The following is a 24,240-nucleotide window of genomic DNA, read 5'->3' as shown; positions in this document are numbered from 1 at the left end:
GTACGCAGGCGGGAAAGCCCGTATGTGAGAAAGCCCGCATGCGGGAAAGCCGCAGTCGCGGTCTCGGCCTCAGCCCTTGAGCTCGGCCGCCACCAGCTCCGCGATCTGCACCGCGTTCAGCGCGGCGCCCTTGCGGAGGTTGTCGTCGGAGATGAAGAAGGCCAGGCCGTTCTCCGCCGTCTCGTCGCCCCGGATGCGGCCCACGAAGGCGTCGTCCTTGCCCGCGGCGACCAGCGGGGTCGGGACGTCCGTGAGGACGACGCCCTGGGCCGACGCGAGGATCTCGGTGGCGCGCTCGGCGCTCAGCGGACGCTCGAAGCGGGCGTTGACCTGCAGCGAGTGGCCGGTGAAGACCGGTACGCGGACGCAGGTGCCGGAGACCTTGAGGGCCGGGATCTCCAGGATCTTGCGGGATTCGTTGCGGAGCTTCTGCTCCTCGTCGGTCTCGTTCAGGCCGTCGTCGACGATGGAGCCCGCCATCGGCAGGACGTTGTACGCGATCGGCGCGACGTACTTGTTCGACGCGGGGAACTCGGTGGCCGAGCCGTCGTGCGTGAGCTTCGGGGCGTCGTCGCCGACCTTCTTGACCTGCTCGAAGAGCTCGTCGACACCGGCGAGGCCCGAGCCGGACACGGCCTGGTAGGTCGCCACGACGAGCGCGGTCAGCCCGGCCTCCTCGTGCAGCGGCTTCAGGACCGGCATGGCGGCCATCGTCGTGCAGTTCGGGTTGGCGATGATGCCCTTGGGGCGGTCCGCGATCGCGTGCGGGTTGACCTCGGAGACGACCAGCGGGACCTCGGGGTCCATCCGCCAGGCCGAGGAGTTGTCGATCACGACGGGGCCCTGCGACGCGACCTTCTCGGCCAGCGCCTTCGAGGTGGCGCCGCCCGCGGAGAACAGGACGATGTCGAGGCCGCTGTAGTCGGCCGTGGAGGCGTCCTCGACCGTCACACCGTCGAGGGTCGAGCCGGCCGAGCGGGCCGATGCGAACAGGCGCAGCTCGTCGATGGGGAAGTCCCGCTCGACGAGGATCTTGCGCATGACCGTGCCGACCTGACCGGTGGCTCCGACGATTCCGACCTTCACAGGGATGTCCTCCGTATGTGCATGGGCGCGGGCTTTGGCCCGCGCCGGTTCCATGATGCGTCTGTCCACGGGCGCCTTGTCCAATCCATTGTCCGAAGTTCGGGATGTCACATTCCCGTGGCCCTGGGCCGAACGTTTCGCACGCTCCCCGCGTCCTAGGGGAAACGCGGGGACGGGAGGGGTGTCTTGCTGCGCGGAAGAATGCGACGGGACCGACGGGACCGGCGGGAACGGGCCGACCCGCTCGACGCGGCCCAGGAGAGCCGGGTGCGGGCGGTGCTCGCGCTCGGCGGGGTGCCGCACGCCGATCTGCCCGACGGCGTCCAGCAGGTCAGGCTCAAGCTCCTGGAGCGGGCGGCGGGCGGGCACGAGGCACCGCGTGACGTGTCGGCGTGGGCGGCCGTCGTCGCCTCGAACCTCGCCATGGACTGGCACCGGGCGCGCAGGCGCCAGGAGCGCCTGGGGGAGCGGCTCGCCGTGCTGTGGCGGGAGGCGACGGACGAGGACGGGGCGGAGTCACGGGCGCTCTCGATGGCCGTGACCCAGGGCCTCGACGCGCTGCCGGACACCCAGCGGCAGGTCGTCGTCCTGCGCTTCTACGCCGATCTGCCGGTGCGGGCGATAGCCGACGAGCTGGGCATCCCGGAGGGCACGGTCAAGAGCAGGCTGCATACGGCGGTACGGGTCCTGCGGACGCGGCTGCACGAGGGCGAGGTGGTGTGACGGTGGCCGACGACGAGGTGATCAGGGACGAGCGCGAGTACGAGGACGACGCGCTGCTGCTCGCCCTCATGGACGAGCCGCTGCCCGAGGCGGCCGGGCGGGACCCGGAGCTGGCGGCGGAGCACGCGGCGGCCGTGGCGGACGTCGCACTGCTCCGGGAGGCCATCGGGGCGGCGGGGCGGAGGCTGGCGGAGCCGGAGCCGGAGCCGGGTCCCGAGCCCGTGCCGAAACCGATGCCGCTACCGGTCCGGCCCGCGGGGGTCCGGCGCCGCCGCCTCACGCTGGCGCTGGGCGTGGCCGCCGCGACCGCGGCGGTCTCGCTGGTCGGCGGGGTCCTCTGGCGGGGCATGGAGAGCGGGGGCGGCATCAACAAGAGCTCCGCCGATGCCGACTCCGGCTCCGACTCCCGCTCCGGCTCGGCGAAGGACGCGGCCCCGGAAGCCGGGGACCAGAAGTCCGGGGCGTACGGGGCCTGCGCCCGCCTGATCGTCGAGGGAACGGTGCGGCGGGTCGAGCCGGTCCCCGGCGGAGTCCAGGACCGGATCGTCCTGGACGTGACCCGCTACTACAAGCCGAGCCAGGGGGCGAAGCGGGTCACGTTCGTGATGGACGTGAACGTGGACCCGCGGCTGCGGCCCGGCGACAGGGCCTTGATCGGCATCCCGAAGGGGGAGGCGTCGCCGGACATCTGGTCCAAGGGAGTGAAGGACCTGGCCAGGGACCGGGCGTGGATCGAGCGGGAGCTGCGGCTGGGAAAGGGCATGAAGTGCTGAGCCGAGCGGCCCTGGACCGACCCCGAACAGCCCTCCGGCCGGGCTGGAGAGCCAGCCCGGCCGGAGGGGTGTCACGGGGAGAGGGTCTTACGGGGTGACCTTCTCGATGAGCACGCTGCCGTTGCCGGCGACCGTGCCCCGCCCGTTCAGGAGCGACACCTCACCGAACAGCTGGCGGCCGTCGGCGGCGGGCGCGTCGGCCGCGACCTCCGCCGAGACCTGGGCGGACGCGCCGTTCGCCAGCTTCACCGGCGCCGACTCGTCGACCTTGACCGAGCCGAGCGCGCCCGAGAAGAAGACGTCCCGGTAGTCGTACGCGGTCGTGCCGGACGGGATCGAGTAACCGGCCACCTGGATCTCGTACGTGCCCGCCGCGGGCTTGGTCAGGCTGACCGACTCCTCCGAGTCGCCGTCCGCCGACGAACCCACGACGGCCCCGTCCTTGGAGACCGACAGGTCGAGGTCCGCCGCGGTGTCCGCGGTCGAACCGATGGCGACGTCGAGCCGCTCCGCGCCCTGGGGCACGACCACGGTCGTCGTCTGCGTCTCACCCTGCTTGATCGTGGGCTTCGCCGCCTTCGCCGAACCGAGCGGGCCGCCCTTCAACTTGCCTTCCACCGCGGCGAAGTTGTTCGTGACCTTCCAGGAGACGGGCGCCGGAGTACCGACCTTCGCCTCCGGCACCGTCTGCACGGCCGGGTCGAAGGCGACACCAAGTGCGGAGACGTCCAGCTTGTAGGAGTTGTCCAGGAGCGGGGACGTCCTGCGCGACTCGACCTCGACCTCCCACACGCCCGCCTGCGGCTCGGGGTACGAACGCAGGTCGGGGCGGCAGGTGTTGGCCGGGTTGTCGTAGTTCGCGTAGCAGGTCAGCGACGACGTCGAGTCGACCGGGACGCCGTACGGGTGCACCGCGATGAACCGCGTCTGGCTCTTGTCCTTCAGGCCGCCGAGCGCGAGCTCCAGGGACTTGGCGCCCTTGGGGACCGTCACGAAGTACGACCGGGTGCTGTTGCGCTGCACCTCGCCGGAGCCCGAGAACGTGTACGCGGGCTTGGCGAGCGGCGTCGAGACGACGACCGTCGTCATGATCTGCTGGTCGATGCCCTCGGAGCGCTCGTCGTCGACGGTCAGGATCGCGCTGTGCAGACCTGCCGACTTGGCCTTCGCCTGCACCTTGACGGTGACCGGCTTGTTCAGCGGCAGCGACACGTCGCCGTCGCCGAGCAGCTTGAAGGTGCCCTCGTGGTTGTTGACCAGGTCCAGCTCGTGGCGGACGGAGCGGTCCGGGCCCGAGGTGCGGGTGACCGTGACGTCGTAGGTCCGCTTCTGGCCGGTCTTCAGGCCGCCCTCGCGGTCGTAGACGCCGGTGCCGGGCAGCTTCAGCTCCTGCTCCAGGGCGGTGTCGACCGGGGCCTTCACCGTGTAGGTGTGCGCCTTCGCGTCGTCCTCGATGGCGTTCCAGGCGTCGACCACGTTGATCTGGCCGGTGCCCTGCGCGTACGCCTGCTCGCCGCGGATGCGGTCCGCGGTGGAGGTGAGGGCGGTACGCAGCTTCGCCGGGGTCAGGTCGACGTGCTCGCGCTTGGCGGCGGAGAGGAGAAGCGCCGACGCGCCCGCGGCCTGCGGGGACGCCATCGACGTACCCTGCAGCATCGAGTAACCGGCGGGCAGCGTGTAGCCCGCCTCGGCGACCGGTGCGCCCGGCAGCCAGGTCTGTGTGGTGTTGATGGCCGAGCCCGGCGCGGAGATGATCGGCGCGAAGCCGCCGTCCTCACGCGGACCGCGCGAGGAGAAGGGCATCATCGCGTACGACTTCTTCACGGCCGAGCCGTAGTTGGCGGCCCAGGTCTCCTTGGAGATGGAGGCGCCGACGGAGATGACCTTGTCCGCGAGGCCGGGGTCGCCGATGGTGTTCGCGCCGGGGCCCGAGTTGCCCGCGGAGATCACCAGCTGGACGCCGTACTCGTCGATGAGGCGCTTGTAGAGCAGGGCGCGCGCGTTGTTGCCGTCGTTCAGCGCCGGGAGGCCGCCGATCGACATGTTCACGATGTCGACGCCGCGCTTCGTCACGAGGTCGATCATGCCCTCGGTGAGCGCGACGTTCGTGCAGCCGCCGGTCCAGGTGCAGGCGCGGGACGAGACGATCTTGGCGCCGGGGGCGGCGCCGCTCATCTTGCCGCCGAACAGGCCGTTGGCCGCGGTGATGCCCGCGACGTGCGTGCCGTGCTCGGACTCGATGACGCCGATGTTGACGAAGTCGGCCTTCTTGCCGACCCAGTCGCCGCCGTACGGGTCGGTCGGCACGTCCTTGCGGATCTCGACGACGAAGGGGACGCGCTCGGCGACGTCGGTCGCCGGGTCGTCCTTGCCGAAGTAGGCGACCTGGTGGTCGTCCTTGTAGGGCTTGAGGACGTCGTCGTCGGTGAAGTCCTTGTTGTCGTTCAGGTCGACGCGGACCGTTCCGGCGGCCGGGTCGTAGAGCACGCCCCAGCTGTCGGTGGTGTCGCCGTCACGGTTGATGTCGCCCTTGGCGTCGCCGCCGGTGGTGGCCGACTCGCGGAAGCGGTTGACCTGGAAGGAGCCCGCGGGGGCCTTCCACGTCTCGCTGTCCCAGGTGAAGACGGGTCCCGTGACGGGGTTGGTCATCCGGCGCCAGGTGGCGTCCGCGTCCACGATCGGGTCGGTCGCGGTCACCCAGTCGGTGATCTTGCGCTCGCCGGTGGTGGTCTTCCGGAGCGCGGGGTGACCCAGGTCGACGCCGGAGTCGAGGATGCCGATGGTGGTGCCGCGGCCGTCCGCCTTCGGGTGCTTCTTCACGAAGTCGACGGCGCCCGTCTCGAAGGACGGGTTGTACGGGTTCTTCGCCGGGGTGTTCTTGCCGGGCCCCGGGTACGTGCCCTCGGCCGCCGGCTTCGCGCCCTTGGCCCGGTCCGCGGCGGGCGTCGGGTCGTCGATCTTGATCTCGTGCCGCAGGTCGATGCCGTGCACGGACGACAGCTTCCCGGCCGCCTCGATGGCGGCCCCGGCCTTCGCGGTGGGCACGGTGGCGCGAACGTAACCGAGCTTGTCGTACGTCCGGCCGACCGAGCCGCCCTTGACGGCGTCGAGCTGGTCGGCGACCTGCTCGGTGGCGCCGGGCGCGGTGGCGACCATCATCGTGACGGTCTTCTCGCCGTCCGCCTTCGCGTCCGCGAGGAGATCGGCGTCGGCCGAACCCAGCTTCTTCCCGGCTGACTTGGGGGTGGTCTGGCCCCCGGGGTCTCCGTCGGCCGCGAGGGCCATGGGTATGGGCCCGGCGGCGGAGAGCGCGGCGGTCAGGCCGACGGCTATCGCGAGACGGGTCGTGCGTCTAGCACTGGATCTGTGCATCAGCATCCCTGTACGTAAAGGTCGAAAAGGTCCGGAATCCGGAACCGGATGACCGCTCAGCCTTACGTAAGTGACTGCTGTTTGGGGAGAGTTGTCCGGAGAGGATCAGAGGGTGGCGTAATCCCGCCATACGTCACGGGCGGCATAGCGGATTATTCGGATGTCCGGCGCCGTTGACGCCGTCGACCATCGTTTCGCCGCGTGCGCCGAACCGGGCCGAAACCGGTTCCGAGCCGGGCGCGCAGTGCCGGACAGGAGCGACATGACCCCGAACGGCCCCTACCACCACGGATCCCGCGCCGTTCAGGACCTCGTCGGCGTGCGGGAGACCGCCGACCACATGGGCCGGGCCATCGGTGAGGGCATCCGCCCCGTCGCCGCCGCCTTCCTGGAGGTCCAGCCCATGCTGGTGATCGGCGGCGCGGACCAGGCGGGCGCGGTCTGGGCCTCCCTGCTCACCGGCGACCCCGGCTTCGTGCGCGCCACGGGCCCGCGGCAGGTCTCGATCGCGGGCGGCCCGCGCCGCGCCGACCCCCTCACGCAGGTCCTCGCCCGGGAGAACACCCCCGTGGGCACCATCGCCCTCGACCCCCGCACCCGGCGCCGCCTGCGCCTGAACGGCAGGTCACGCCCGACACCGCGCGGCCTGGCCATCGAGACCGACCGGGTCTTCGCGAACTGCCCCAAGTACATCCAGAGGCGGGAACTCCCGCCGGGCGGCGGCATACCGGGCCGCCCGGCCGCGCCCCGCCACGGCGTCAAACTGACCGGCGACCAGCGCGAGTTCATCGCCGACGCGGACACCTTCTTCCTCGCCACCGTCCACGCGGAGGGCGCCGACGCCAGCCACCGGGGCGGCAACCCCGGCTTCGTCCAGGTCTCGTCCCCCTACGAAGTCTCCTGGCGGGACTACCCCGGAAACTCCATGTTCCTGTCCCTGGGCAACCTCGCCGCCGACCCCCGCGCCGGCCTGCTCTTCCTCGACTGGGTGACCGGCCTGACCCTCCAGCTCACCGGCACGGCCCGTACCGAACACGGCGACGACGGATCCCGCGCGGTCCACTTCACCCTCACCGAGGCCGTCCAGACCTTCGGCGCGAGCCGCTGGTGCTGGTCCCCGCCCGAGTACTCCCCTGCCAATCCCAGGTAAGGGGACTAGCGTCACTCTGTGCACAAAGAGCTCCGGGTGGCGGCCTACGCCGTATGCGTACGGGACGGGCGGCTGCTGCTCGCCCGCTGGGTGGCGGGCGACGGAAGCAAGCGCTGGACGCTGCCCGGCGGCGGGATGGACCACGGGGAGGATCCGTACGACACGGTGATCCGCGAGGCCGACGAGGAGACGGGGTACGTGATCGAGCCGGGCGCGCTGCTCGGCATCGACTCGCTGCGGCGCCGCTATCCGCGCAAGCTCGGCGCCGTCGCCGACTTCCACGGGCTGCGCATCGTCTACGAGGCGCGCATCACCGGCGGCGAGCTGCGCCACGAGCGGGACGGTTCCACCGATCTCGCGGCCTGGCACGCGCTGGACGCCGTCACCGATCTCGACCGCGTGGGGCTCGTCGACATCGGGCTCGACCTGTGGCGGACCCGCCCCGACGACGGCCACCTGGCCGTGCCCTCCTGAGCCCTTCCTGAGCCTCCGTGGAGCCTTCCCTTCCCCGGAAGATGAACGTGGAGTGACTGCCTCCTCTCCGTCCGGAGAGGGGTTCATGGCCGCGCAGGGTGTCGGATGATCCACGTACGGTGATCGGCGTTGGCCGTTGCGGTCTCGTTAACGTGCAGGTCATCCCGGATGTCAACGATCCAGTACGAGCGGGAATTTCGCCCACTGCGGAGCTGCCCGCGACCACTGCCGACGCGTTCGCAATCGGGGAGACCGCGCCATGTCGCGCATACGCTCTGTCGCCACCGCCGCCCAGACCGCCACCCACACCGCCGCTCGGGCCGCCTCGTCCGTGGACCGCCGGGCCTTCCTCGCGACCACCGGGGCCGTCACCCTCTCGGCGGGCATCGGCTACGCCCTGCGGCCCGGCACCAGCCACGCCGCCGCCAGCGGACCCGCCCCCGTCGCCCTCTCCCGGCAGGCGCCCGCCGCGCCCCTGATGCCCTACCTGGGCGGCACCACGCTGGCCGCCGTCGCCGCCCCGCGCGGCACGTCCGGCTACCGGCGGCTCGGGGACGGGCCCGCCTGGGACCGGGTGGTCCGGGGCGACCTCGCCGCGGCCAAGGGGGGCCGCGAGGAGCGGCGCACCCCGCTCGCCGCGTTCGTCCAGTTCACCGACCTGCACCTGGTCGACGTGCAGCACCCACTGCGGTACGAGTATCTGCGCGCCCAGACCGCGAGCGCGTGGCGCCCGCAGGAGGCCCTCTCGGTGGCCGGCGCGGTCGCGCTCGTCGAGCGGGTGAACGCACTGCGCGGCGCGCCCGCCACCGGATCGCCGCTGCACTGCGTGGTGACGACGGGAGACAACACGGACAACAACTCACGCTCCGAGCTCGACTGGTTCCTCACGACCATGAGCGGCGGGCGCATCAACCCCAACACCGGTGACCCGCGCCGCTACGAGGGCGTCCAGGACAGCGGCCTGAAGCTGTACTGGCACCCGGACGACCGCCTCCGCGACTCCGACAAGGCCCTGGGCTTCCCGCAGGTCGACGGCTTCCTAGAGGCGGCGCTCCGCGAGATCAACAGTCCGGGCCTCGGGCTTCCCTGGTACTCGACCGTCGGCAACCACGACGCGCTGCCCGGCGGCTGCTGGGGACCCGGAGACTCGTACTTCTCCGAATTCGCCGTCGGCGGGCGGAAGCTGATGTCCCTGGACGAGCCGCGCGGCGCCGCCCTGTGGAAGGCCGTCAAGAAGGGCCGCGACCCCAAGGGCGCGCACTTCAAGGAGCTCCTGAAGAGCGAGGCGCGGCGGATGCGCCCGGTCACCCCGGACGAGAGCCGCGCGCCCTTCACCCCCGCCGAGTACGTCGAGGCGCACCTCGACCCGGCCCACAAGGGCCACGGCCCCGCCGGTCACGGCTATACGCAGGAGAACCTCGACTCCGGCACCCAGTACTACTCCTTCCGCATCAGCGAGGACGTCCTGGGCATCAGCCTGGACTCGACGGACCCCGGCGGCCACTACGAGGGCTCGCTCGGCACGGCCCAGCTGGACTGGCTGGAGCGGGAGCTGAAGGCCAACGAGGAGAAGGACGGCGGCGGTTCGTACGTCATCGTCTTCAGCCACCACACCAGCGGGACCATGCGCAATCTGCGCCAGGACCCGGGCCGCCCGCGCGAGGGCAGGCACGGGGGCGACGAGATCGTGACGCTCCTGGCCCGCCACCGTTCCGTCCTGGCCTGGGTCAACGGACACAGCCACAAGAACGCGATCACCCCGCACCGGACGCCGCGCGGATCCCTCTGGGAGATCTCCACGGCCTCGCACATCGACTTCCCGCAGCTGGCCCGCGTGGTGGAGCTGAGCGACAACCACGACGGCACGATCTCCCTCTTCACCACGCTCATCGAATCCTCGGCCCCGCACCGCACGGATTACGCCGACCTCTCCCAGACCGGACTCGCGGCGCTCTACCGCGAACTTTCCTTCAACGCCCCAGGTGCGAAGCCCGCGCTCGGCGGCGAGCCGGGCGACCGGAACACGGAACTGATCCTCAGGAAGGGCTGAAAACCGCCCAACCCGCGTGGCGCGGTCAACCTCCTCACCGACCCCGGGAGTCCCTCCGGCCGTCCGTAGGTGATGAGCAGAGGGGGAGACATGTCAGCGCGCAAGAGAATCTTGACGGGCGTGGCGGCAGGAGTGGCCATGACGGTGACGGCGGGGGCGTTCGCGGTGCCGGCGCTCGCGGGGACGCCCGGTTATGGTGGCGGGCACGGGGAGGGGCACCGGGCGACGCAGAAGGCGATGGAGGCCGCCGTCAACGAGGACGCCCCCGGGGTGACCGCGCAGGCCAAGGACAAGCACGGCACCTGGAACTCGGCCGCGGGCATCGGCGACCTGGCGCGGCAGAGCCCGCGCGGCGCCCATGACCGCTACCGCATCGGCAGCACCACCAAGACCTTCGTCTCGACGGTGGTGCTCCAGCTGGTGGCCGAGGGCGAGCTGAGCCTCGACGACACGGTGGGGCGGTGGCTGCCGGGCGTCGTCGAGGGCCACGGCCACGACGGCGACAGGATCACGGTGCGCCAGCTGCTCAACCACACCAGCGGCATCTTCAACGTGACGGCCGACGAGGGCTTCCAGGACAAGGTGTTCAGCGAGAAGTTCCTCGCGCACCGCTTCGACACCTGGACCGCCGAGCAGGAGGTCGCCATCGCCATGCGCCACGAGCCGGACTTCGATCCCGGCGAAGGCTGGAACTACTCCAACACCAACTACCTCCTCGCCGGAATGATCATCGAGAAGGTGACGGGGGAGACGTACGCGGACGAGATCCGCCGGCGCATCATCAAGCCGCTCGGCCTGCACGCCACCAAGGTGCCGGAGACGGACTCCTCGATGCCGAAGCCGAGTTCCCGTGCGTACACGAAGCTGTCCGACGCCCCGGACGCCAAGAACCACGACGTCACGGAGCTCAACCCGTCGGTGGCGGGCGCGTCGGGCGGGATGATCTCCGACGCCGCGGACCTGAACCGCTTCTACACGGCCCTGCTGCGCGGCAAGCTCCTGCCGAAGAAGCAGCTCGCCGCGATGAAGACGACCGTCTCGGAGGGGGAGGACAGCCCCGACGAGCGGTACGGGCTCGGCCTCGCCAGCCGCAAGACGTCCTGCGGCACGGTCGTCTGGGGCCACGGCGGTGACATCCACGGCTCGACGTCGATGTCACTGGCCAGCGAGGACGGCCGGCACGCGCTCGCCGCGAACTTCAACGGCCCGGCGGGCGACTGGCCCGCGGTCCTGAACGCGGAGTTCTGCGGGAAGTGACGTGGGCGGCGGGGCCGTCGCGTCGTCCTGGCGACCCCGCCGCCGTTCCCTACCTGGGCAGTACGACGACGTAGGCCGCCGGATCGCGGTCGGCCGACGCCATCAGGGCGGTCCGTACGACGGTCGCCTGCTGTTCGAGGGACTCGCGCAGCTTCTTGGGCGTCAGATGGACGACGGTGATGCCGAGCCGCTCCAGGTGCTCGCGCTTACGGGCGTATTCGGACCACAGCGCGTCGTCGTCCGGCCGGAAGCCCTGCCGGGGAGCCCGGGTGTCCAGCTCTACCGCGACGGCCAGGTCGGGCCAGTAGGCGTCGACGCCGCCGAGGTGCGGCCCGCCGGGCAATCGCAGGTCGACGTTCCACAGGGGGTCGGGAAGGCCGTGCTCGGCGACCATCTGGTAGATCCGGTCCTCGGCGATGGCCCGCCCCTCGGCGAGCAGCGAGTCCACCGCGTCCACGACATGGGGGCGGGTCAGCAGCCGTGCCTGGTTCAACTCCCGGACGATGGCCGCCGGTTCGCAGTGGCCGCCGCGCACCGCCTCGGTGAGCAGCCTGCGCACCGCGCCCGCCTCGGCGAGGCCCGCCACGGCGTCGGCGAGCGCGCGCGGCACCGGGGCCACCGGAACTCCCGCGATCTGTACGGCGGTCGGCAGCGCCTGGGCCCGCACGAGCCGGATGAAGCCGGTGGAGCGCAGCCGCCGGGTGCGCGGGACGAGGACGTCGATGCGGTCCAGGGAGAGCAGCGGGGGAGCCGACGAGAAGCGGTGCAGGGCGAGCGCCGCGAGTCCCGTGACCAGGGCGTCGGCGTACGGGGCGTGCGGCTCGCCCGCTCCGGGCTGTGCGGGCACGGTCCTGGCCGCCTTGGCCGGGGGACGCCCGGCGAACAACAGGGCGCCGTGCAGGCGCTCTTCGCTGGTCGGCGGGCCCGGGTGCAGCAGGCAGACCCCCGGGAGCAGCTGCTGCCAGGGCCCTTCCGGGCGGCAGTGGGCCGAGACGTCGGCGGCGGAGATGCCGTGGGCGCGGAGCTGGGCGGTGCTCATGACGCGCCGCTGGACGTCGGCGAGGTGACGGAGGGGGCGGGGGGAGAGCGGGGTGTTGTGGTTCATGACCGGGCCATTCCCGCTGCTGATCCGCCCCCTAACCGCTGTTACACGCCCGTCGACATAACCGGACAACCCCGCACTAAAGTGCAGACGTTCGACTGCCGAAAAGGTCTGGTTCGGAGCGGTACGGGTGGGCGCGACACCGAAGCCGCGAGCGGCATCCGACGTGGCGCCCACCCTGGCCGGGGCCTACGCGGCAGCGGCGTCGCAGCCCTGCGCCCGCAGCGACCGGGCGAGGTCGTCCCGGGCTTCGAGCACGAGCCGGCGCAGCGCGGGCGCGGCCGACTCGTGCGCGGCGAGCCACGCGTCGGCCGCGTCCAGCGTGCCCTGATCGTCCTGGAGGTGCGGGAACAGCCCCTTCACCACGTCCATCCCGATCTGGATGGACCGCTCGGCCCACAGCCGCTCGATGACGGCGAAGTACTTCGCCGCGTACGGAGCGACCAGCTCGCGCTGCGACGACTGGGCGAAGCCCGAAATCGTCGCCCCCGCCAATGCGTTGGACAGGGAGTCGGACTCCACCACGGCGGCCCACGCCTGCGCCTTGACCGCTTCGGAGGGCCGGGCGGCCAGGCACCGCACCTGATGGCGCTTGCCCGAAGCCGTGTCGTCCCTGGCCAGCTCGGCGGCGAGCACCCGCTCGTCGGCGACGCCGTGCGCGGCCAGCGGGCCGAGGAAGGCCCAGCGCAGCTCCTGGTCGACGTCCAGGCCGTCGATCTTGCCCGTTCCGTCAAGGAGGGTCCGCAGCAGCTGCAGATCGGCCTCCGACGAGGCCACCGCGGCGAAGAACCGCGCCCACGTCAGCTGATTCTGGCTGCCGGGCTCCGCGATCCGCAGCTCCCGCAGCGCGCCCTCGGCGAGCGCGCGCCCGCCCTCCTCGCGCCACTCGGGGGCCGCGTAGAACGTGAGGGCCGAGTCCGCCCACGTGTGCAGCATCTGCAGCACGCCGATGTCGCTCTCGCGCCCCGCGAACCGCAGCACGAGCCCGATGAAGTCCCGCGCGGGCATGAGCCCGTCCCGGGTGAGGTTCCACAGCGCGGACCAGCACAGGGCGCGGGCCAGTGGGTCGGTGAGGTCGCCGAGGTGCGCCCGCAGCGTGGCGAGGGAGGTCTCGTCGAAGCGGATCTTGCAGTAGGTCAGGTCGTCGTCGTTGACCAGGACCAGGTCGGGAGCCTCCTCACCGGCCAGCTCGGACACCACCGTGCGCGGGCCTTCGACGTCCAGCTCCGCGCGTGCGTACCGCGTCAGCTCGCCCTCGGGCGTGCGGCGGTACAGGCCCACCGCCACGCGGTGCGGCCGCAGCTCGGGATGCGACTCGGCGGCCTCCTGGACCACGGAGAGCTCGGTGATCCGGCCCTCCGCGTTCAGGATGACCTGCGGGGTCAGGGAGTTGACGCCCGCGGTCTGGAGCCACGCCTGCGACCAGGTCGCCATGTCGCGCCCGGAGGTCTCCTCGAGGACCGAGAGGAGGTCGCCGAGCCGGGTGTTCCCGTACGCGTGCCGCTTGAAGTAGCGACGGGCGCCTTCGAGGAACGCGTCACGCCCCACATAGGCGACGAGCTGCTTCAGTACCGACGCGCCCTTCGCGTACGTGATCCCGTCGAAGTTGAGCTTGGCGTCCTCCAGGTCGCGGATGTCGGCCGTGACCGGGTGCGTGGAGGGCAGCTGGTCGGCGCGGTAGGCCCACGCCTTGCGGTTGTTGGCGAAGGTGATCCAGCCGTTGGTGAAGCGCGTCGCCTCGGCCATCGAGAAGGAGCCCATGAAGTCGGCGAAGGACTCCTTGAGCCACAGGTCGTCCCACCAGCGCATGGTGACGAGGTCGCCGAACCACATGTGCGCCATCTCGTGCAGGATGACGTTGGCCCGGCGCTCGTACGACGCCTGGGTCACCTTGCCGCGGAAGATGAACTCCTCGCGGAAGGTCACACAGCCGGGGTTCTCCATCGCGCCCAGGTTGTACTCCGGGACGAAGGCCTGGTCGTACTTCCCGAAGGGGTAGGGGTAGTCGAAGTTGTCGTGGAAGAAGTCGAGCCCCTGCTTGGTGACGAGGAAGACGTCGTCCGCGTCGAAGTGCTTGGCGAGCCCCTTCCTGCACAGCGCGCCGAGCGGGATCTCCAGCGTCGTACCGTCGTCGAAGGTGCGGCTGTAGGAGTCCGTCACGTAGTGGTAGGGACCCGCGACGACAGCGGTGATGTACGTCGAGATCGCCTTCGTCTCGGCGAACTTCCACACCCCGTCGACCAGTTCACCGGAGCCGTTGGACCAGGCGGTCCAGCCCTCGGGAGCCCGCACCTCGAACCGGAAGGGCGCCTTCAGGTCGGGCTGCTCGAAGTTGGCGAAGACGCGGCGCGAGTCCGCGGGCTCGTACTGCGTATAGAGATAGACCTCGCCGTCCTCCGGGTCGACGAAGCGGTGCATGCCCTCGCCGGTGCGGCTGTAGGCGCACTGGGCGTCCACCACCAGTTCGTTCTCCGCGGCCAGGTCCTCAAGGGTGATCCTGGTGCCGTCGAAGACCTCGGAGGGGTCCAGATCCTTGCCGTTGAGGGAGAGTGCCGTGACGCTCGGGGCGATCAGGTCGGCGAAGCTCGCGGCGCCGGGTTCGGCGGAGCGGAAGCGGATCGTGGTGACGGAGCGGAACGTGCGCGGCTCCTGGCCGCTCTCGCCGATCGCGGAGCGCAGGTCCAGAAAGACCTCGTACCCGTCGACGGACAACAGCGCGGCCCTTTCCTGGGCCTCGTCGCGGGAAAGATTCTCACCGGGCACGGGCGGTACTCCCTTGTACTCGCAAGTGGAAGTCGTGGATCGCACGACCTGTACGAATGTCTACGATCCTCGCATGTGGCCCCGGCGGGCGGTATCCGGGAATGCCCGGGCAGATCACTGACGTTCCCCTGGCCAAGCGCGCACGCATTCCCTAGGGAGAGACATGTCCGAGAACGCCAAGCCCGGCAAGACCCCCGTTGACTTCTGGTTCGACCCGCTGTGCCCGTGGGCCTGGATGACCTCGCGCTGGATGCTCGAGGTGGAGAAGGTCCGCGACGTCGAGGTCCGCTGGCATGTCATGAGTCTCGCCGTGCTGAACGAGGACAGGCTCGACGACCTGCCCGAGGAGTACCGCGACATGCTGGAGACGAAGGCCTGGGGCCCGGTCCGCGTGGTCATCGCCGCCCAGCGGAAGCACGGCGACGAGTACACCGGCCGGCTCTACACCGCCCTTGGCACCCGCTTCCACAACAAGGGCGAGGGCCCGACCCGTGAGGCGGTCGTCGCCGCGCTCAAGGACGTCGGCCTGCCCGAGGAGCTCGCGCGGTACGCGGACTCGGACGAGTACGACACCCAGCTGCGCGCCTCCCACCAGGAGGGCATCGACAAGGTCGGCCAGGACGTGGGCACGCCCGTCATCGCCGTCCCCGGCGCGGACGGCGAGCAGATCGCCTTCTTCGGCCCCGTCGTGACGCCCGCCCCCAAGGGCGAAGCCGCGGCGAAGCTGTGGGACGGCACGCTGCTCGTGGCGTCGACGCCGGGCTTCTACGAGATCAAGCGGACGCGTACGCAGGGCCCGATCTTCGACTGAGTCAGAGGAAGGACGGGGGCAGCTCGCGGCCCTTGCCCTGATTGAGGTGCGGCTGCACCCAGAGGCAGTCCTCGCCCTGGCACCGCCAGTGACCCTGGGCCTCGGTCCGGGTCATCACTGTCGCCAAGTAGTCCTCCTCGGCCTGGTTGACCGGCCGGAAGTCCTGCGGTTTGCCGCCGCAGGTCGGGCAGTGCCTGAAAGCCGTCGCCATGGACCACACGGTCCCCCGGAACCGGGCATACCGAAAGGCCCCCGTGAGTCATGTCCTCACGGGGGCCTTTCGTCCATCCGCCTGCCCCGGCGAAAGTTGAGAAGACGATCACGAGGCAGGGCGTTTCAGGGGGCGCGGTGCCTCACGGGGAGAGCAGCAGGCTGTTCACGCGCTGCTTGGCGGCCGCGTAACGCTTGGACACGTCCTGCCAGTTGACGACCTGCCACATGGCCTCGATGAAGTCCACCTTCTGGTTCTTGTACTGAAGGTAGAAGGCGTGCTCCCAGGCGTCGAAGACCAGGATGGGCGTCGAGCCCTGGCCGACGTTGCCCTGGTGGTCGTAGACCTGCTCGACGATGAGGCGGTTGCTGAGCGGCTCGTAGGCGAGCACGCCCCAGCCCGAACCCTGCGTGGTCGCCGAGGCCTTGGTCAGCTGGGCCTTGAACTTGGCGAAGGAGCCGAACGACTCGGTGATCGCGTCCGCGAGTTCACCGACACCGTCCGCGGCCAGCGGCTCACCGCCGCCGCCGTCCTTCGGGCTGTTCATGTTGTGCCAGTAGATGCTGTGCAGGATGTGGCCGGAGAGGTGGAAGGCCAGGTTCTTCTCCAGGCCGTTGATGGCGCCCCACGTCTCCTTGTCGCGCGCCTCCTCCAGCTGCTCAAGGGTGTCGTTCGCGCCCTTCACGTACGCCGCGTGGTGCTTGTCGTGGTGCAGCTCGACGATCTGGGGGTTGATGACCGGCTCGAGCGCCGCGTAGTCGTACGGAAGTTCTGGAAGCGTGTAAATGGCCATGTCCGAGCCCTCCGACTGCTGCTCTGCTGTAGTGCAACGCTTATTGCAATCTATATGCAAGTGCAGGCTAGCAGCAGGAGTGAACCGGAGTTGATCAGCCCTTCGTCCTAGGACCGGAGGTCGGAGTAGGGCGAAGGAACGCGAGAGGGCCCCGAGTCCGTCGACTCGGGGCCCTCTCGAAGGTCGGGCAGCTTGCGCGGTGCCTACGGCTGGACCGCCGCCCGCTTCTCCGCCGTCTTCTGGCGCACGAAACCGATCACCGCGAGCACCAGCGTCAGCGTGCCCGTGGCCAGGAGCTGCTTGCGGGTGTCGGGCTGTTCCGTCATCAGGTAGAAGATGTACGCCATCGCGCCGAGGGCGATCCACGTCAGGACCGGGTAGGCCCACATCTTCACGACCAGCTTCTCGGGCTCCTCGCGCTCCGTCCTGCGGCGCAGGATCAGCTGGGACGCGGCGATGAAGATCCAGACGACCAGGATCATCGCGCCGATCATGTTCAGGAGCCAGGGGAAGACGTCGTCGGGACGCCAGTAGCTGAGCAGCACGCAGACGAAGCCGAAGACCGAGGAGGCGAGGACCGCGAGGCGCGGGACGCCGCTGTAGATCCGGCCGAGCACCTTGGGGCCCTGGCCGCGCGCGATCAGGGAGTACGACATGCGCGACGCGCCGTAGATGTTGGCGTTCATCGCGGAGAGCAGGGCGATCAGGACGATGACGTTCATGATCTCCCCGGCGCCGGGGATGCCCAGGTGGTCGAGGGTGGCGACGTACGGGCCCTTCGCCACGACCTCCTTGTTGTCCCAGGGGAGCAGCGTGACGACGACGAGCATCGAGCCGACGTAGAAGAGGGCGATGCGCCACATCGCCGTGCGCACGGCCTTGGCGACGCTCTGGACCGGGTTCTCGGACTCCGCGGCCGCGATCGTGACGGTCTCCAGACCGCCGTACGCGAACACGGACGCCAGGAGGCCGATGATCAGGCCGTCCGTGCCGTTCGGCATGAAGCCGCCCACGCCGGTGAGGTTGTCCGTGCCGGGCGCCGAGACGTCCGAGCCGGGCAGGATGCCGAGGATCGCCAGGACGCCGATGCCCAGGAAGAGCGCGATCGCGCCGACCTTCAGGGCGGCGAACCAGAACTCGAACTCGCCGAAGTTCTTCACGGCCGTCAGGTTGGCCCCGCAGAACACCAGCATGAAGAGGGCGACCCAGGCCCACTCGGGGCTGTCGGGGAACCAGCCCACCATGATCTTCGCGGCGCCGATGCCCTCCAGGCCGACGGCGACGCAGAGCAGGAACCAGAAGCCCCAGCCCGCGGTGAAGCCCGCCCAGGGGCCGATCGCCCGCTCGGCGTGCACCGAGAAGGAGCCGGACGCCGGGTTCGCCGCCGACATCTCGCCGAGCATGCGCATCACGAGCATGACGAGCGCGCCCGATATCGCGTAGGCGAGGACGATCGAGGGACCGGCCGCGGCGATGCCCGCTCCGGAGCCCACGAAGAGGCCGGCCCCGATGACGCCGCCGAGGGCGATCATGGAGAGATGCCGCTGCTTGAGACCGTGGACGAGCGGCGAATCGGCCTGGGGGACCGCGTCGGCTGATGCGTCCTTGGGGGTGTCCTGGGGGGTGGACATCCGAGACATGGGCGTGCCCTGTTCAGTAGCTGAGACGGGGGAGCGAGCGGCCCACAGTCTGAAGTCCGGCACCGCTGACAGGGAACACCTGACCGCTATACGGACACGACGCTCACACGTTGTGAAGAGACGGGCACGAGATGTTCACGCCCGCTTCAGGTGCCCCGCGCGCCACTCCCGAAGCCCCGCGACCACCAGCACCAGGCCCGTCGCACCCGCCGACCACAGCAGCTGCGGCCGTGCCCCGTCATCGGTCAGCATCAGCCCGATGACGGCCGCCATCGCGGCGAGCGCCGCCCACGTCAGATAGGGGAACGCCCACATCCGCAGGACGAGCCGCTCCGGCGCCTCACGCTCGATGCGGCGGCGCAGCCGCAGCTGCGAGACCGCGATCAGCGCCCAGACGAACAGGAGCACCGCGCCGACCGAGTTGAGCATGTAGAGGAAGACGGAGTCGGGCCACTTCAGATTGAGTACGACGGACACGAAGCCGAAGGCCACCGACGCGAGGACCGCCCGGCGCGGGACCCCGCCGCCCGACACCTTCAGGAGGGCCTTGGGCGCCTCGCCGCGCTCGGCGAGCGAGAAGACCATCCGGGACGAGCCGTAGAGGTTGGCGTTCAGCGCCGAGAGCAGCGCCACGAACACCACGATGTTCATGATCGTGCCCGCGGACGGCACCCCGATCGAGTCCAGGACCGTCACATACGGACTGACGCCTGCCTTCTCCGCCGTCCAGGGCAGCACCGTCACGATGACCAGCATCGAGCCGACGTAGAAGAAGAGGATGCGGTAGACGGCGCTGCGCACGGCGCGGGCGACCGAGCGCACCGGGTCGTCGGACTCGGCCGCCGCGATCGTCACGACCTCCAGACCGCCGAAGGCGAAGACGACGGCGAGCACGCCGGACGTCACGCCCTCCCAGCCGTTGGGCAGGAAACCGCCGTGCCCGGTGAGGTTGGTGAGGCCCACGGGGTCCCCGGAGGAATTCGACGCAGCGGGCAGCACCCCGAAGATCGCCAGCAGCCCCAGGACCAGGAACGCGACGATCGCGAAGACCTTCAGCGCGGCGAACCAGAACTCGAACTCGCCGAAGTTCTTCACGGCGGTGAGATTGGCCCCCGTGAAGACCAGCATGAAGATGAGGACCCACGCCCACTGCGGGACGCCCGGCGCCCAGCCGTTGGCGATCTGCGCGGCGCCGGTGGCCTCCACGGCGAGCACGACGACGAGCAGGAACCAGTAGAGCCATCCGACGCTGAACCCCGCCCAGCGGCCCAGGGCGCGCTCGGCGTGCACGGAGAAGGACCCGGAAGCGGGCATCGCGGCCGACATCTCGCCGAGCATCCGCATCACGCACATCGCGAGCGCACCCGCGATGAGATACGAGACGACGATGCCGGGCCCCGCGACGGCGATCCCCGCTCCGGAGCCGACGAAAAGCCCGGCCCCGATGACACCGCCGAGGCCCAGCATGGTCAGATGCCGCTGCTTCAGACCGCCGCCGAGCGGCTCGGCCGCCGGGCCCGCCGTCCCCGTCGTGGGTGCCGATGAATCGGGGGGTGCGTCGTGCATGGTGCTCAGGCTGCTCTCGGGATCACAGAAGGACTTGGCGGGAACCTACAGTCTCTCCGGGCGGCAGCCCTCCGCGCAAAGCGGACCTGACCCGCCATCACCTCCGTGACGAGCATCACGCCCCCCGCAGGGGTACTGCCCGTACTTTGTGCGAAGCCCACCATCGGGCCACCCGGGACCTTGTCGCCCGCCGCCGGTGATCCACGCCCCCGGCTGGGATAGCGTCCTGGGGTCCCACCTGCCCGTCCCAGAACCCGCGGAGTCCCGATGAGCATCGCCGCCGTCTCTTCCCGTCCCGGCCAGGTCCTCGCGGACCTGCTGCCCGCGTCCCGCGTGAAGGACGCGGCCTTCGTCATCGGCGGCGCCGCCCTCACCGGCATAGCGGCCCAGATCGCCGTGCCCGTCCCGGGCTCCCCCGTACCGGTGACGGGACAGACCTTCGCCGCCCTCCTCGTCGGCACCGCCCTCGGCGCCCGCCGCGGCTTCCTCTCCCTCGCCGTGTACGCCCTCGTCGGCATGGCCGGCATGCCGTGGTTCGCCGAGTCGGGCTCCGGCGTCGCCGCGCCGTCCCTCGGCTACGTCCTCGGCATGCTGCTCGCCGCCACCGTGGTCGGCGCGCTCGCCCGCCGCGGCGGCGACCGTTCGGTCCTGCGCACCGCGGGCACGATGGTGCTGGGCTCCGCGATCATCTACGCGGTCGGCGTCCCGTACCTGGCCGCCGCGACCGGCATGTCGCTGACCCAGGCCGTCGCCGCCGGGCTCACGCCGTTCCTGATCGGCGACGCCCTGAAGGCCGCGCTGGCGATGGGCGCGCTGCCCACGGCGTGGAAGCTCCTCGACCGCTGAGCGGTCAACCGAGCCGTCAACCGACGTTGTAGTTCCGCCTGAAGAGGTTCGCCGGGTCGTACGTGGCCTTGAGACCGGCGAGCCTCTTTCGCGTACCGGCGTCGTACAGCCCCTCGGTCCGCTCCCCGGCGGCGAAGGCGAAGTTGAGCAGCCGCCCCACGGTCTGCGGCGCGAACAGCCCGAACGCCTGCGCCTGCACGGCCCGCACCGCGTCGAGACCGGTGGCGTCCGTGCCGTCGGCGGCCTCGAAGGGCGAGAGCACCCGCACCAGCCACCCCGCGTCCCGATGCGGCACCGCGTTCTCCGCGCTCCCCACGGGCTCGGCCAGCGCCCCGCCCAGCTGGTTGATCTGGACGACGTGCATCGCGTCGGCGGCCGGACCGGTCAGCGCGAGCAGCTCGCACGCCGCGGCGACGTCCAGCTCGCGCACCGCCACGCTGTCCCCGTAGTAGGAGTGCGGGAAGTCCGGGTCGCTGTGGATCGTGTGGCTGTCGGTGTACGGCATCTCCCGCAGCGAGTCCGACACCACGGGCCCGATCTCCCGCAGCGGCGCCACCAGGCGCTCGCCGGCCGCCTCCGGCCCCGTGTAGGCGACCCGCAGGGTCACGAGATAGCGCCCCCGCAGATGGGGCGGCAGCTGCGGGATGTCCGGATAGACGAGCGCGGCCACCGACGAGGTCAGCTCGTCCGGCACGGTCCGCGTCCACGCCTCGTAGGCCCGGAGGATCTGGCCGGGGTCCACCTCGCGCCCGTCGAACTCGATCGCCCCGCCGTACAGCCGCGCCACCGGCACCAGAGCGATCTCCAGGGCCGTCACCACCCCCAGGTTCGCGCCCCCGCCGAGCAGCCCCCACAACAGCTCCGGCTCGCTCCGGGCCGTGACGTGGCGCAGGGTGCCGTCCGCCGTGACGACGTCGAGCCACCGGACGTGGTCGGCCGCGTACCCGAACTCCCGCGCCAGGATGCCGAGGCCGCCGCCCAGGGTGTACGAGACGGCTCCCACGCCCGGCGCCGAACCGTTCAGCGGCGCGAGCCCGTGCGCCGCGGCGGCCTCCACGACCTGGGTCCAGCGGACACCGGCGCCCACGGTGGCCGTGCGCGCTTGCGCATCGATGCGCACGGAGTCCATCCGCCGGGTGCTGATCAGTACGCCGTCCCGCGACGGCCCCGGAAGCCCGTGCCCGGTGGCCTGGACGCCGATGGGCAGTCCCGCGTCGGCGGCGTACGAGACGGCGGCGACGACGTCATCGGCGCTGCGGGCCGCGAACACGATCGCGGGCCGCTGGGTGAAACCGGTCTGGAATCCGGCGATCTCCTCGTCGTACCCGTCGTCGCCGGGCCGGAACACGAGTCGCTGGTCGGTGAAGTCCACGGTGATCCTCCAAGAAGCGCTGCTGACGCAACAGAGGAAACCCGGAAAACCTGACATCGGCCGTCAGGTTTTCCGGGCTCTTTCCACCGTCGAACGGGTGCGGCTAGTGCAGGTCGACGTCGAGGTCGGCGTCGGTGCCGGCCTCGGTCAGGGCATCGGCGTCGGCGCGGGGCCGCACCTTCTCCCGGATGAGGGAGAACGCCACCACGAACGCCGCGGCGAGCAGCGAGAGCAGCACCTGCTTGCGCCCGGCCTCGTCGGTCAGCATGTAGACGAGCACGAACGAGATCATCGCGATCGTGACCCAGGTCAGGTACGGGAAGAGCCACATCTTCACGACGAGCTTCTCCGGCTCCTCGCGCAGGATGATGCCGCGCATCCGCAGCTGCGTGAACGCGATCATCAGCCAGACGAAGAGGGCCACCGCGCCCGAGGAGTTCAGCAGGAAGTCGAAGACGGTGTCCTGCCACTGGTAGTTGAACCAGACGGCGACGAAGCCGAACACGACGGACCCGAGGATCGCGGTCTGCGGCACACCGCGCGAGTTGGTGCGCGCGAAGGCCTTGGGCGCGTCACCGCGCTGGCCGAGCGAGAAGGCCATGCGGGAAGCGGTGTAGAGACCCGAGTTGAGGCAGGACAGGACGGCGGTGAGGACGATGACGTTCATGACCTGACCGGCGTGCGGAATGCCGATCGAGTTCAGGGCGGCGACGTACGAACCGTCCTTCATGATCGTCTTGTCGTTCCACGGAAGCAGCGTGATGACGACGAAGATCGAGCCCAGGTAGAAGACGCCGATACGCCAGATGACGCTGTTCGTCGCCTTGGTGACGGCGCGCTGCGGGTCCTCGGACTCACCGGCGGCCAGCGTGACGATCTCGGAGCCCATGAACGAGAAGACGACCATGAGCACGCCCGTGAGGATGGCGCCCGCGCCGTTGGGCATGAATCCGCCCGCGTCGGTGAGGTGCGCGAATCCGGCGCCGGGGTTGTCGGAGCCCGGCAGCACGCCGAAGACGGCGAGCAGGCCGATGATCACGAACCCGCCGATGGCGACGACCTTGATGCCGGCGAACCAGAACTCGAACTCACCGTAGGAGCCGACCGAGACGAGGTTCGTCGCGGTGAGCACCACCATCACGATGAGCGCCCAGCCCCACTGCGGTACGGCCGGTATCCACCCGTTGAGGATGACGGCACCGGCGGTGGCCTCCACCGCGAGCACCACGACCCAGAAGAACCAGTACAGCCAGCCGATCGAGAAACCGGCCCAGCGGCCGAGGGCCTGGTCCGCGTAGGTGGAGAAGGAGCCCGATGTGGGCCGTGCCGCGGCCATCTCGCCGAGCATCCGCATCACGAGGACGACCATCGTGCCGACGAGGGCGTACGAGACGAGGATGGCGGGCCCGGCCGCGGCGATTCCGGAGCTGGAGCCGACGAAGAGTCCCGCTCCGATGACGCCGCCGATGGCGATCATGGAGAGGTGGCGGTTCTTCAGCCCGGCCTTGAGGCCGTCACCGGTGTCTCCAGACCGCTGATCCCCAGGTTCGTTGGGGCTGCGGTCTGCCTTCGCAAGGGAGGGTTGCGAGGTCATGGACGAATCCTTAAGTTCTCGGGTCACGAGCTCCCGCATTCAAACTCAGGGGTGCACGTGACGGAAGTCCTGACTCCGGATCGTTGTATTCCGGTCCGGCCCCCGGTCGCCGCTACCCATCCCGTGACGTGCCACACTCAGTCGCATGCGCGTGTACCTCGGCTCGGATCATGCCGGCTACGAATTGAAGAACCACCTGGTCGAGTGGCTCAAGAGCCACGGCCACGAGCCCGTCGACTGCGGGCCCCACATCTATGACGCCCAGGACGACTACCCCCCCTTCTGCCTCCGCGCCGCGGAGAAGACGGCGGCGGACCCCGAGTCGCTCGGCATCGTGATCGGGGGCTCCGGCAACGGGGAGCAGATCGCCGCGAACAAGGTGAAGGGGGTGCGGGCCGCCCTCGCCTGGAGCGAGCAGACGGCCGCGCTCGGGCGTGAGCACAACGACGCGAACGTGGTGTCGATCGGCGGCCGGATGCACGAGCGGGAGGAGGCGGTGAAGTTCGTCGAGATCTTCCTGTCGACCCCGTACTCGGGCGAGGAGCGCCACACCCGCCGCATCGAGATGCTGTCGGCTTACGAGACCACGGGCGTGCTGCCCGAGATCCCGGCACACCACCCGCAGCAGTAGCCGGGGCGTCCTCAAGCGCCGGACGG

The 24,240-nt window shown here is 70.5% G+C and carries 19 protein-coding genes; 9 read left to right on the top strand and 10 right to left on the bottom strand.

The window, feature by feature from the left end:
* Window positions 1-69: 69 nt before the first annotated feature.
* Window positions 70-1,086 (bottom strand): aspartate-semialdehyde dehydrogenase, encoded by a 1,017-nt coding sequence (locus ACFUPX_RS07405; protein ID WP_383317472.1) that lies wholly within the window; start codon window positions 1,084-1,086, stop codon window positions 70-72.
* A 201-nt stretch (window positions 1,087-1,287) separates the two neighbouring features.
* Between ACFUPX_RS07405 and ACFUPX_RS07400 the strand changes: the two genes are divergently transcribed.
* Together ACFUPX_RS07400 and ACFUPX_RS07395 are read left to right on the top strand one after the other, a co-directional pair.
* A complete protein-coding gene (locus tag ACFUPX_RS07400; RefSeq protein WP_383317468.1) occupies window positions 1,288-1,809 on the top strand; it encodes a sigma-70 family RNA polymerase sigma factor in 522 nt (173 codons plus the stop codon).
* A 2-nt stretch (window positions 1,810-1,811) separates the two neighbouring features.
* Window positions 1,812-2,582, top strand: coding sequence for a hypothetical protein (locus ACFUPX_RS07395; protein WP_383317466.1), 771 nt, complete (start codon window positions 1,812-1,814; stop codon window positions 2,580-2,582).
* Window positions 2,583-2,669: 87 nt separating this feature from the next.
* Here ACFUPX_RS07395 and ACFUPX_RS07390 read toward each other — a convergent pair whose 3' ends face one another.
* Window positions 2,670-5,954 carry a S8 family serine peptidase gene (locus tag ACFUPX_RS07390; protein WP_383317463.1) on the bottom strand — a complete coding sequence of 1,095 codons (3,285 nt, stop codon included), beginning with the start codon at window positions 5,952-5,954 and terminating at the stop codon, window positions 2,670-2,672.
* Window positions 5,955-6,216: 262 nt separating this feature from the next.
* Between ACFUPX_RS07390 and ACFUPX_RS07385 the strand changes: the two genes are divergently transcribed.
* The 4 genes from ACFUPX_RS07385 to ACFUPX_RS07370 all read left to right on the top strand — a co-directional run bounded on the left by ACFUPX_RS07385 (window position 6,217) and on the right by ACFUPX_RS07370 (window position 10,885).
* Window positions 6,217-7,104 (top strand): pyridoxamine 5'-phosphate oxidase family protein, encoded by an 888-nt coding sequence (locus ACFUPX_RS07385; RefSeq protein ID WP_383317460.1) that lies wholly within the window; start codon window positions 6,217-6,219, stop codon window positions 7,102-7,104.
* An 18-nt stretch (window positions 7,105-7,122) separates the two neighbouring features.
* The gene (locus ACFUPX_RS07380) at window positions 7,123-7,578 is read left to right on the top strand and encodes an NUDIX hydrolase (protein ID WP_383317457.1); all 456 of its coding nucleotides are present in this window, start codon (window positions 7,123-7,125) and stop codon (window positions 7,576-7,578) included.
* A 259-nt stretch (window positions 7,579-7,837) separates the two neighbouring features.
* Complete coding sequence (locus tag ACFUPX_RS07375; protein ID WP_383317454.1) at window positions 7,838-9,628, top strand: TIGR03767 family metallophosphoesterase; 1,791 nt, start codon at window positions 7,838-7,840, stop codon at window positions 9,626-9,628.
* 120 nt (window positions 9,629-9,748) lie between these two features.
* Window positions 9,749-10,885 carry a serine hydrolase domain-containing protein gene (locus ACFUPX_RS07370; protein ID WP_383317452.1) on the top strand — a complete coding sequence of 379 codons (1,137 nt, stop codon included), beginning with the start codon at window positions 9,749-9,751 and terminating at the stop codon, window positions 10,883-10,885.
* 49 nt (window positions 10,886-10,934) lie between these two features.
* Here the strand turns inward: ACFUPX_RS07370 and ACFUPX_RS07365 are convergent, their stop codons facing one another.
* Together ACFUPX_RS07365 and pepN are read right to left on the bottom strand one after the other, a co-directional pair.
* Window positions 10,935-11,990: a hypothetical protein gene (locus tag ACFUPX_RS07365; protein WP_383317450.1), complete on the bottom strand. Its 1,056-nt coding sequence runs from the start codon at window positions 11,988-11,990 to the stop codon at window positions 10,935-10,937.
* 186 nt (window positions 11,991-12,176) lie between these two features.
* Window positions 12,177-14,750: an aminopeptidase N gene (gene pepN / locus ACFUPX_RS07360; protein ID WP_383317447.1), complete on the bottom strand. Its 2,574-nt coding sequence runs from the start codon at window positions 14,748-14,750 to the stop codon at window positions 12,177-12,179.
* Between the two features lie 163 nt (window positions 14,751-14,913).
* Between pepN and ACFUPX_RS07355 the strand changes: the two genes are divergently transcribed.
* On the top strand, window positions 14,914-15,561 hold the full coding sequence (locus ACFUPX_RS07355; protein WP_383317444.1) for a DsbA family protein: 648 nt from the start codon (window positions 14,914-14,916) through the stop codon (window positions 15,559-15,561).
* A 1-nt stretch (window position 15,562) separates the two neighbouring features.
* Here ACFUPX_RS07355 and ACFUPX_RS07350 read toward each other — a convergent pair whose 3' ends face one another.
* The 4 genes from ACFUPX_RS07350 to ACFUPX_RS07335 form a co-directional block, all read right to left on the bottom strand.
* Complete coding sequence (locus tag ACFUPX_RS07350; RefSeq protein ID WP_383317441.1) at window positions 15,563-15,772, bottom strand: hypothetical protein; 210 nt, start codon at window positions 15,770-15,772, stop codon at window positions 15,563-15,565.
* A gap of 142 nt (window positions 15,773-15,914) precedes the next feature.
* Window positions 15,915-16,565, bottom strand: a complete 651-nt coding sequence (locus ACFUPX_RS07345; RefSeq protein WP_383317438.1) for a superoxide dismutase — start codon at window positions 16,563-16,565, stop codon at window positions 15,915-15,917.
* A gap of 203 nt (window positions 16,566-16,768) precedes the next feature.
* Entirely contained in the window at window positions 16,769-18,205 is a 1,437-nt protein-coding gene (locus ACFUPX_RS07340; RefSeq protein ID WP_383317435.1) for an amino acid permease, read from the bottom strand.
* Window positions 18,206-18,340: 135 nt separating this feature from the next.
* Window positions 18,341-19,771 (bottom strand): amino acid permease, encoded by a 1,431-nt coding sequence (locus ACFUPX_RS07335; RefSeq protein ID WP_383317432.1) that lies wholly within the window; start codon window positions 19,769-19,771, stop codon window positions 18,341-18,343.
* Window positions 19,772-20,038: 267 nt separating this feature from the next.
* Here ACFUPX_RS07335 and ACFUPX_RS07330 point away from each other — a divergent pair, with 267 nt between their 5' ends.
* On the top strand, window positions 20,039-20,617 hold the full coding sequence (locus tag ACFUPX_RS07330) for a biotin transporter BioY (protein WP_383317429.1): 579 nt from the start codon (window positions 20,039-20,041) through the stop codon (window positions 20,615-20,617).
* A 16-nt stretch (window positions 20,618-20,633) separates the two neighbouring features.
* Here the strand turns inward: ACFUPX_RS07330 and ACFUPX_RS07325 are convergent, their stop codons facing one another.
* Both ACFUPX_RS07325 and ACFUPX_RS07320 read right to left on the bottom strand, forming a co-directional pair.
* Window positions 20,634-21,989 (bottom strand): FAD-binding oxidoreductase, encoded by a 1,356-nt coding sequence (locus tag ACFUPX_RS07325; RefSeq protein ID WP_383317426.1) that lies wholly within the window; start codon window positions 21,987-21,989, stop codon window positions 20,634-20,636.
* A 103-nt stretch (window positions 21,990-22,092) separates the two neighbouring features.
* On the bottom strand, window positions 22,093-23,583 hold the full coding sequence (locus ACFUPX_RS07320) for an amino acid permease (RefSeq protein WP_383317423.1): 1,491 nt from the start codon (window positions 23,581-23,583) through the stop codon (window positions 22,093-22,095).
* A gap of 145 nt (window positions 23,584-23,728) precedes the next feature.
* Between ACFUPX_RS07320 and ACFUPX_RS07315 the strand changes: the two genes are divergently transcribed.
* Window positions 23,729-24,214 (top strand): ribose-5-phosphate isomerase, encoded by a 486-nt coding sequence (locus tag ACFUPX_RS07315; RefSeq protein ID WP_383317420.1) that lies wholly within the window; start codon window positions 23,729-23,731, stop codon window positions 24,212-24,214.
* Window positions 24,215-24,240: the final 26 nt, after the last annotated feature.

The sequence above is a fragment of the Streptomyces sp. NPDC057302 genome (assembly GCF_042667685.1).
Classification (GTDB): domain Bacteria; phylum Actinomycetota; class Actinomycetes; order Streptomycetales; family Streptomycetaceae; genus Streptomyces.
The sequence above is the reverse complement of the archived record's forward strand: the minus strand, read 5'-3'. Positions and strand labels throughout refer to the sequence as shown.

Bases quoted from the DNA above. Each gene is read 5' to 3' on its own strand.
- ACFUPX_RS07400 (WP_383317468.1), top strand. From the start codon at position 1,288: ATGCGACGGGACCGACGGGACCGGCGGGAACGGGCCGACCCGCTCGAC.
- ACFUPX_RS07390 (WP_383317463.1), bottom strand. From the start codon at position 5,954: ATGCACAGATCCAGTGCTAGACGCACGACCCGTCTCGCGATAGCCGTC.
- ACFUPX_RS07385 (WP_383317460.1), top strand. From the start codon at position 6,217: ATGACCCCGAACGGCCCCTACCACCACGGATCCCGCGCCGTTCAGGAC.
- ACFUPX_RS07375 (WP_383317454.1), top strand. From the start codon at position 7,838: ATGTCGCGCATACGCTCTGTCGCCACCGCCGCCCAGACCGCCACCCAC.
- ACFUPX_RS07365 (WP_383317450.1), bottom strand. From the start codon at position 11,990: ATGAACCACAACACCCCGCTCTCCCCCCGCCCCCTCCGTCACCTCGCC.
- ACFUPX_RS07355 (WP_383317444.1), top strand. From the start codon at position 14,914: ATGTCCGAGAACGCCAAGCCCGGCAAGACCCCCGTTGACTTCTGGTTC.
- ACFUPX_RS07350 (WP_383317441.1), bottom strand. From the start codon at position 15,772: ATGGCGACGGCTTTCAGGCACTGCCCGACCTGCGGCGGCAAACCGCAG.
- ACFUPX_RS07345 (WP_383317438.1), bottom strand. From the start codon at position 16,565: ATGGCCATTTACACGCTTCCAGAACTTCCGTACGACTACGCGGCGCTC.
- ACFUPX_RS07340 (WP_383317435.1), bottom strand. From the start codon at position 18,205: ATGTCTCGGATGTCCACCCCCCAGGACACCCCCAAGGACGCATCAGCC.
- ACFUPX_RS07335 (WP_383317432.1), bottom strand. From the start codon at position 19,771: ATGCACGACGCACCCCCCGATTCATCGGCACCCACGACGGGGACGGCG.
- ACFUPX_RS07330 (WP_383317429.1), top strand. From the start codon at position 20,039: ATGAGCATCGCCGCCGTCTCTTCCCGTCCCGGCCAGGTCCTCGCGGAC.
- ACFUPX_RS07320 (WP_383317423.1), bottom strand. From the start codon at position 23,583: ATGACCTCGCAACCCTCCCTTGCGAAGGCAGACCGCAGCCCCAACGAA.
- ACFUPX_RS07315 (WP_383317420.1), top strand. From the start codon at position 23,729: ATGCGCGTGTACCTCGGCTCGGATCATGCCGGCTACGAATTGAAGAAC.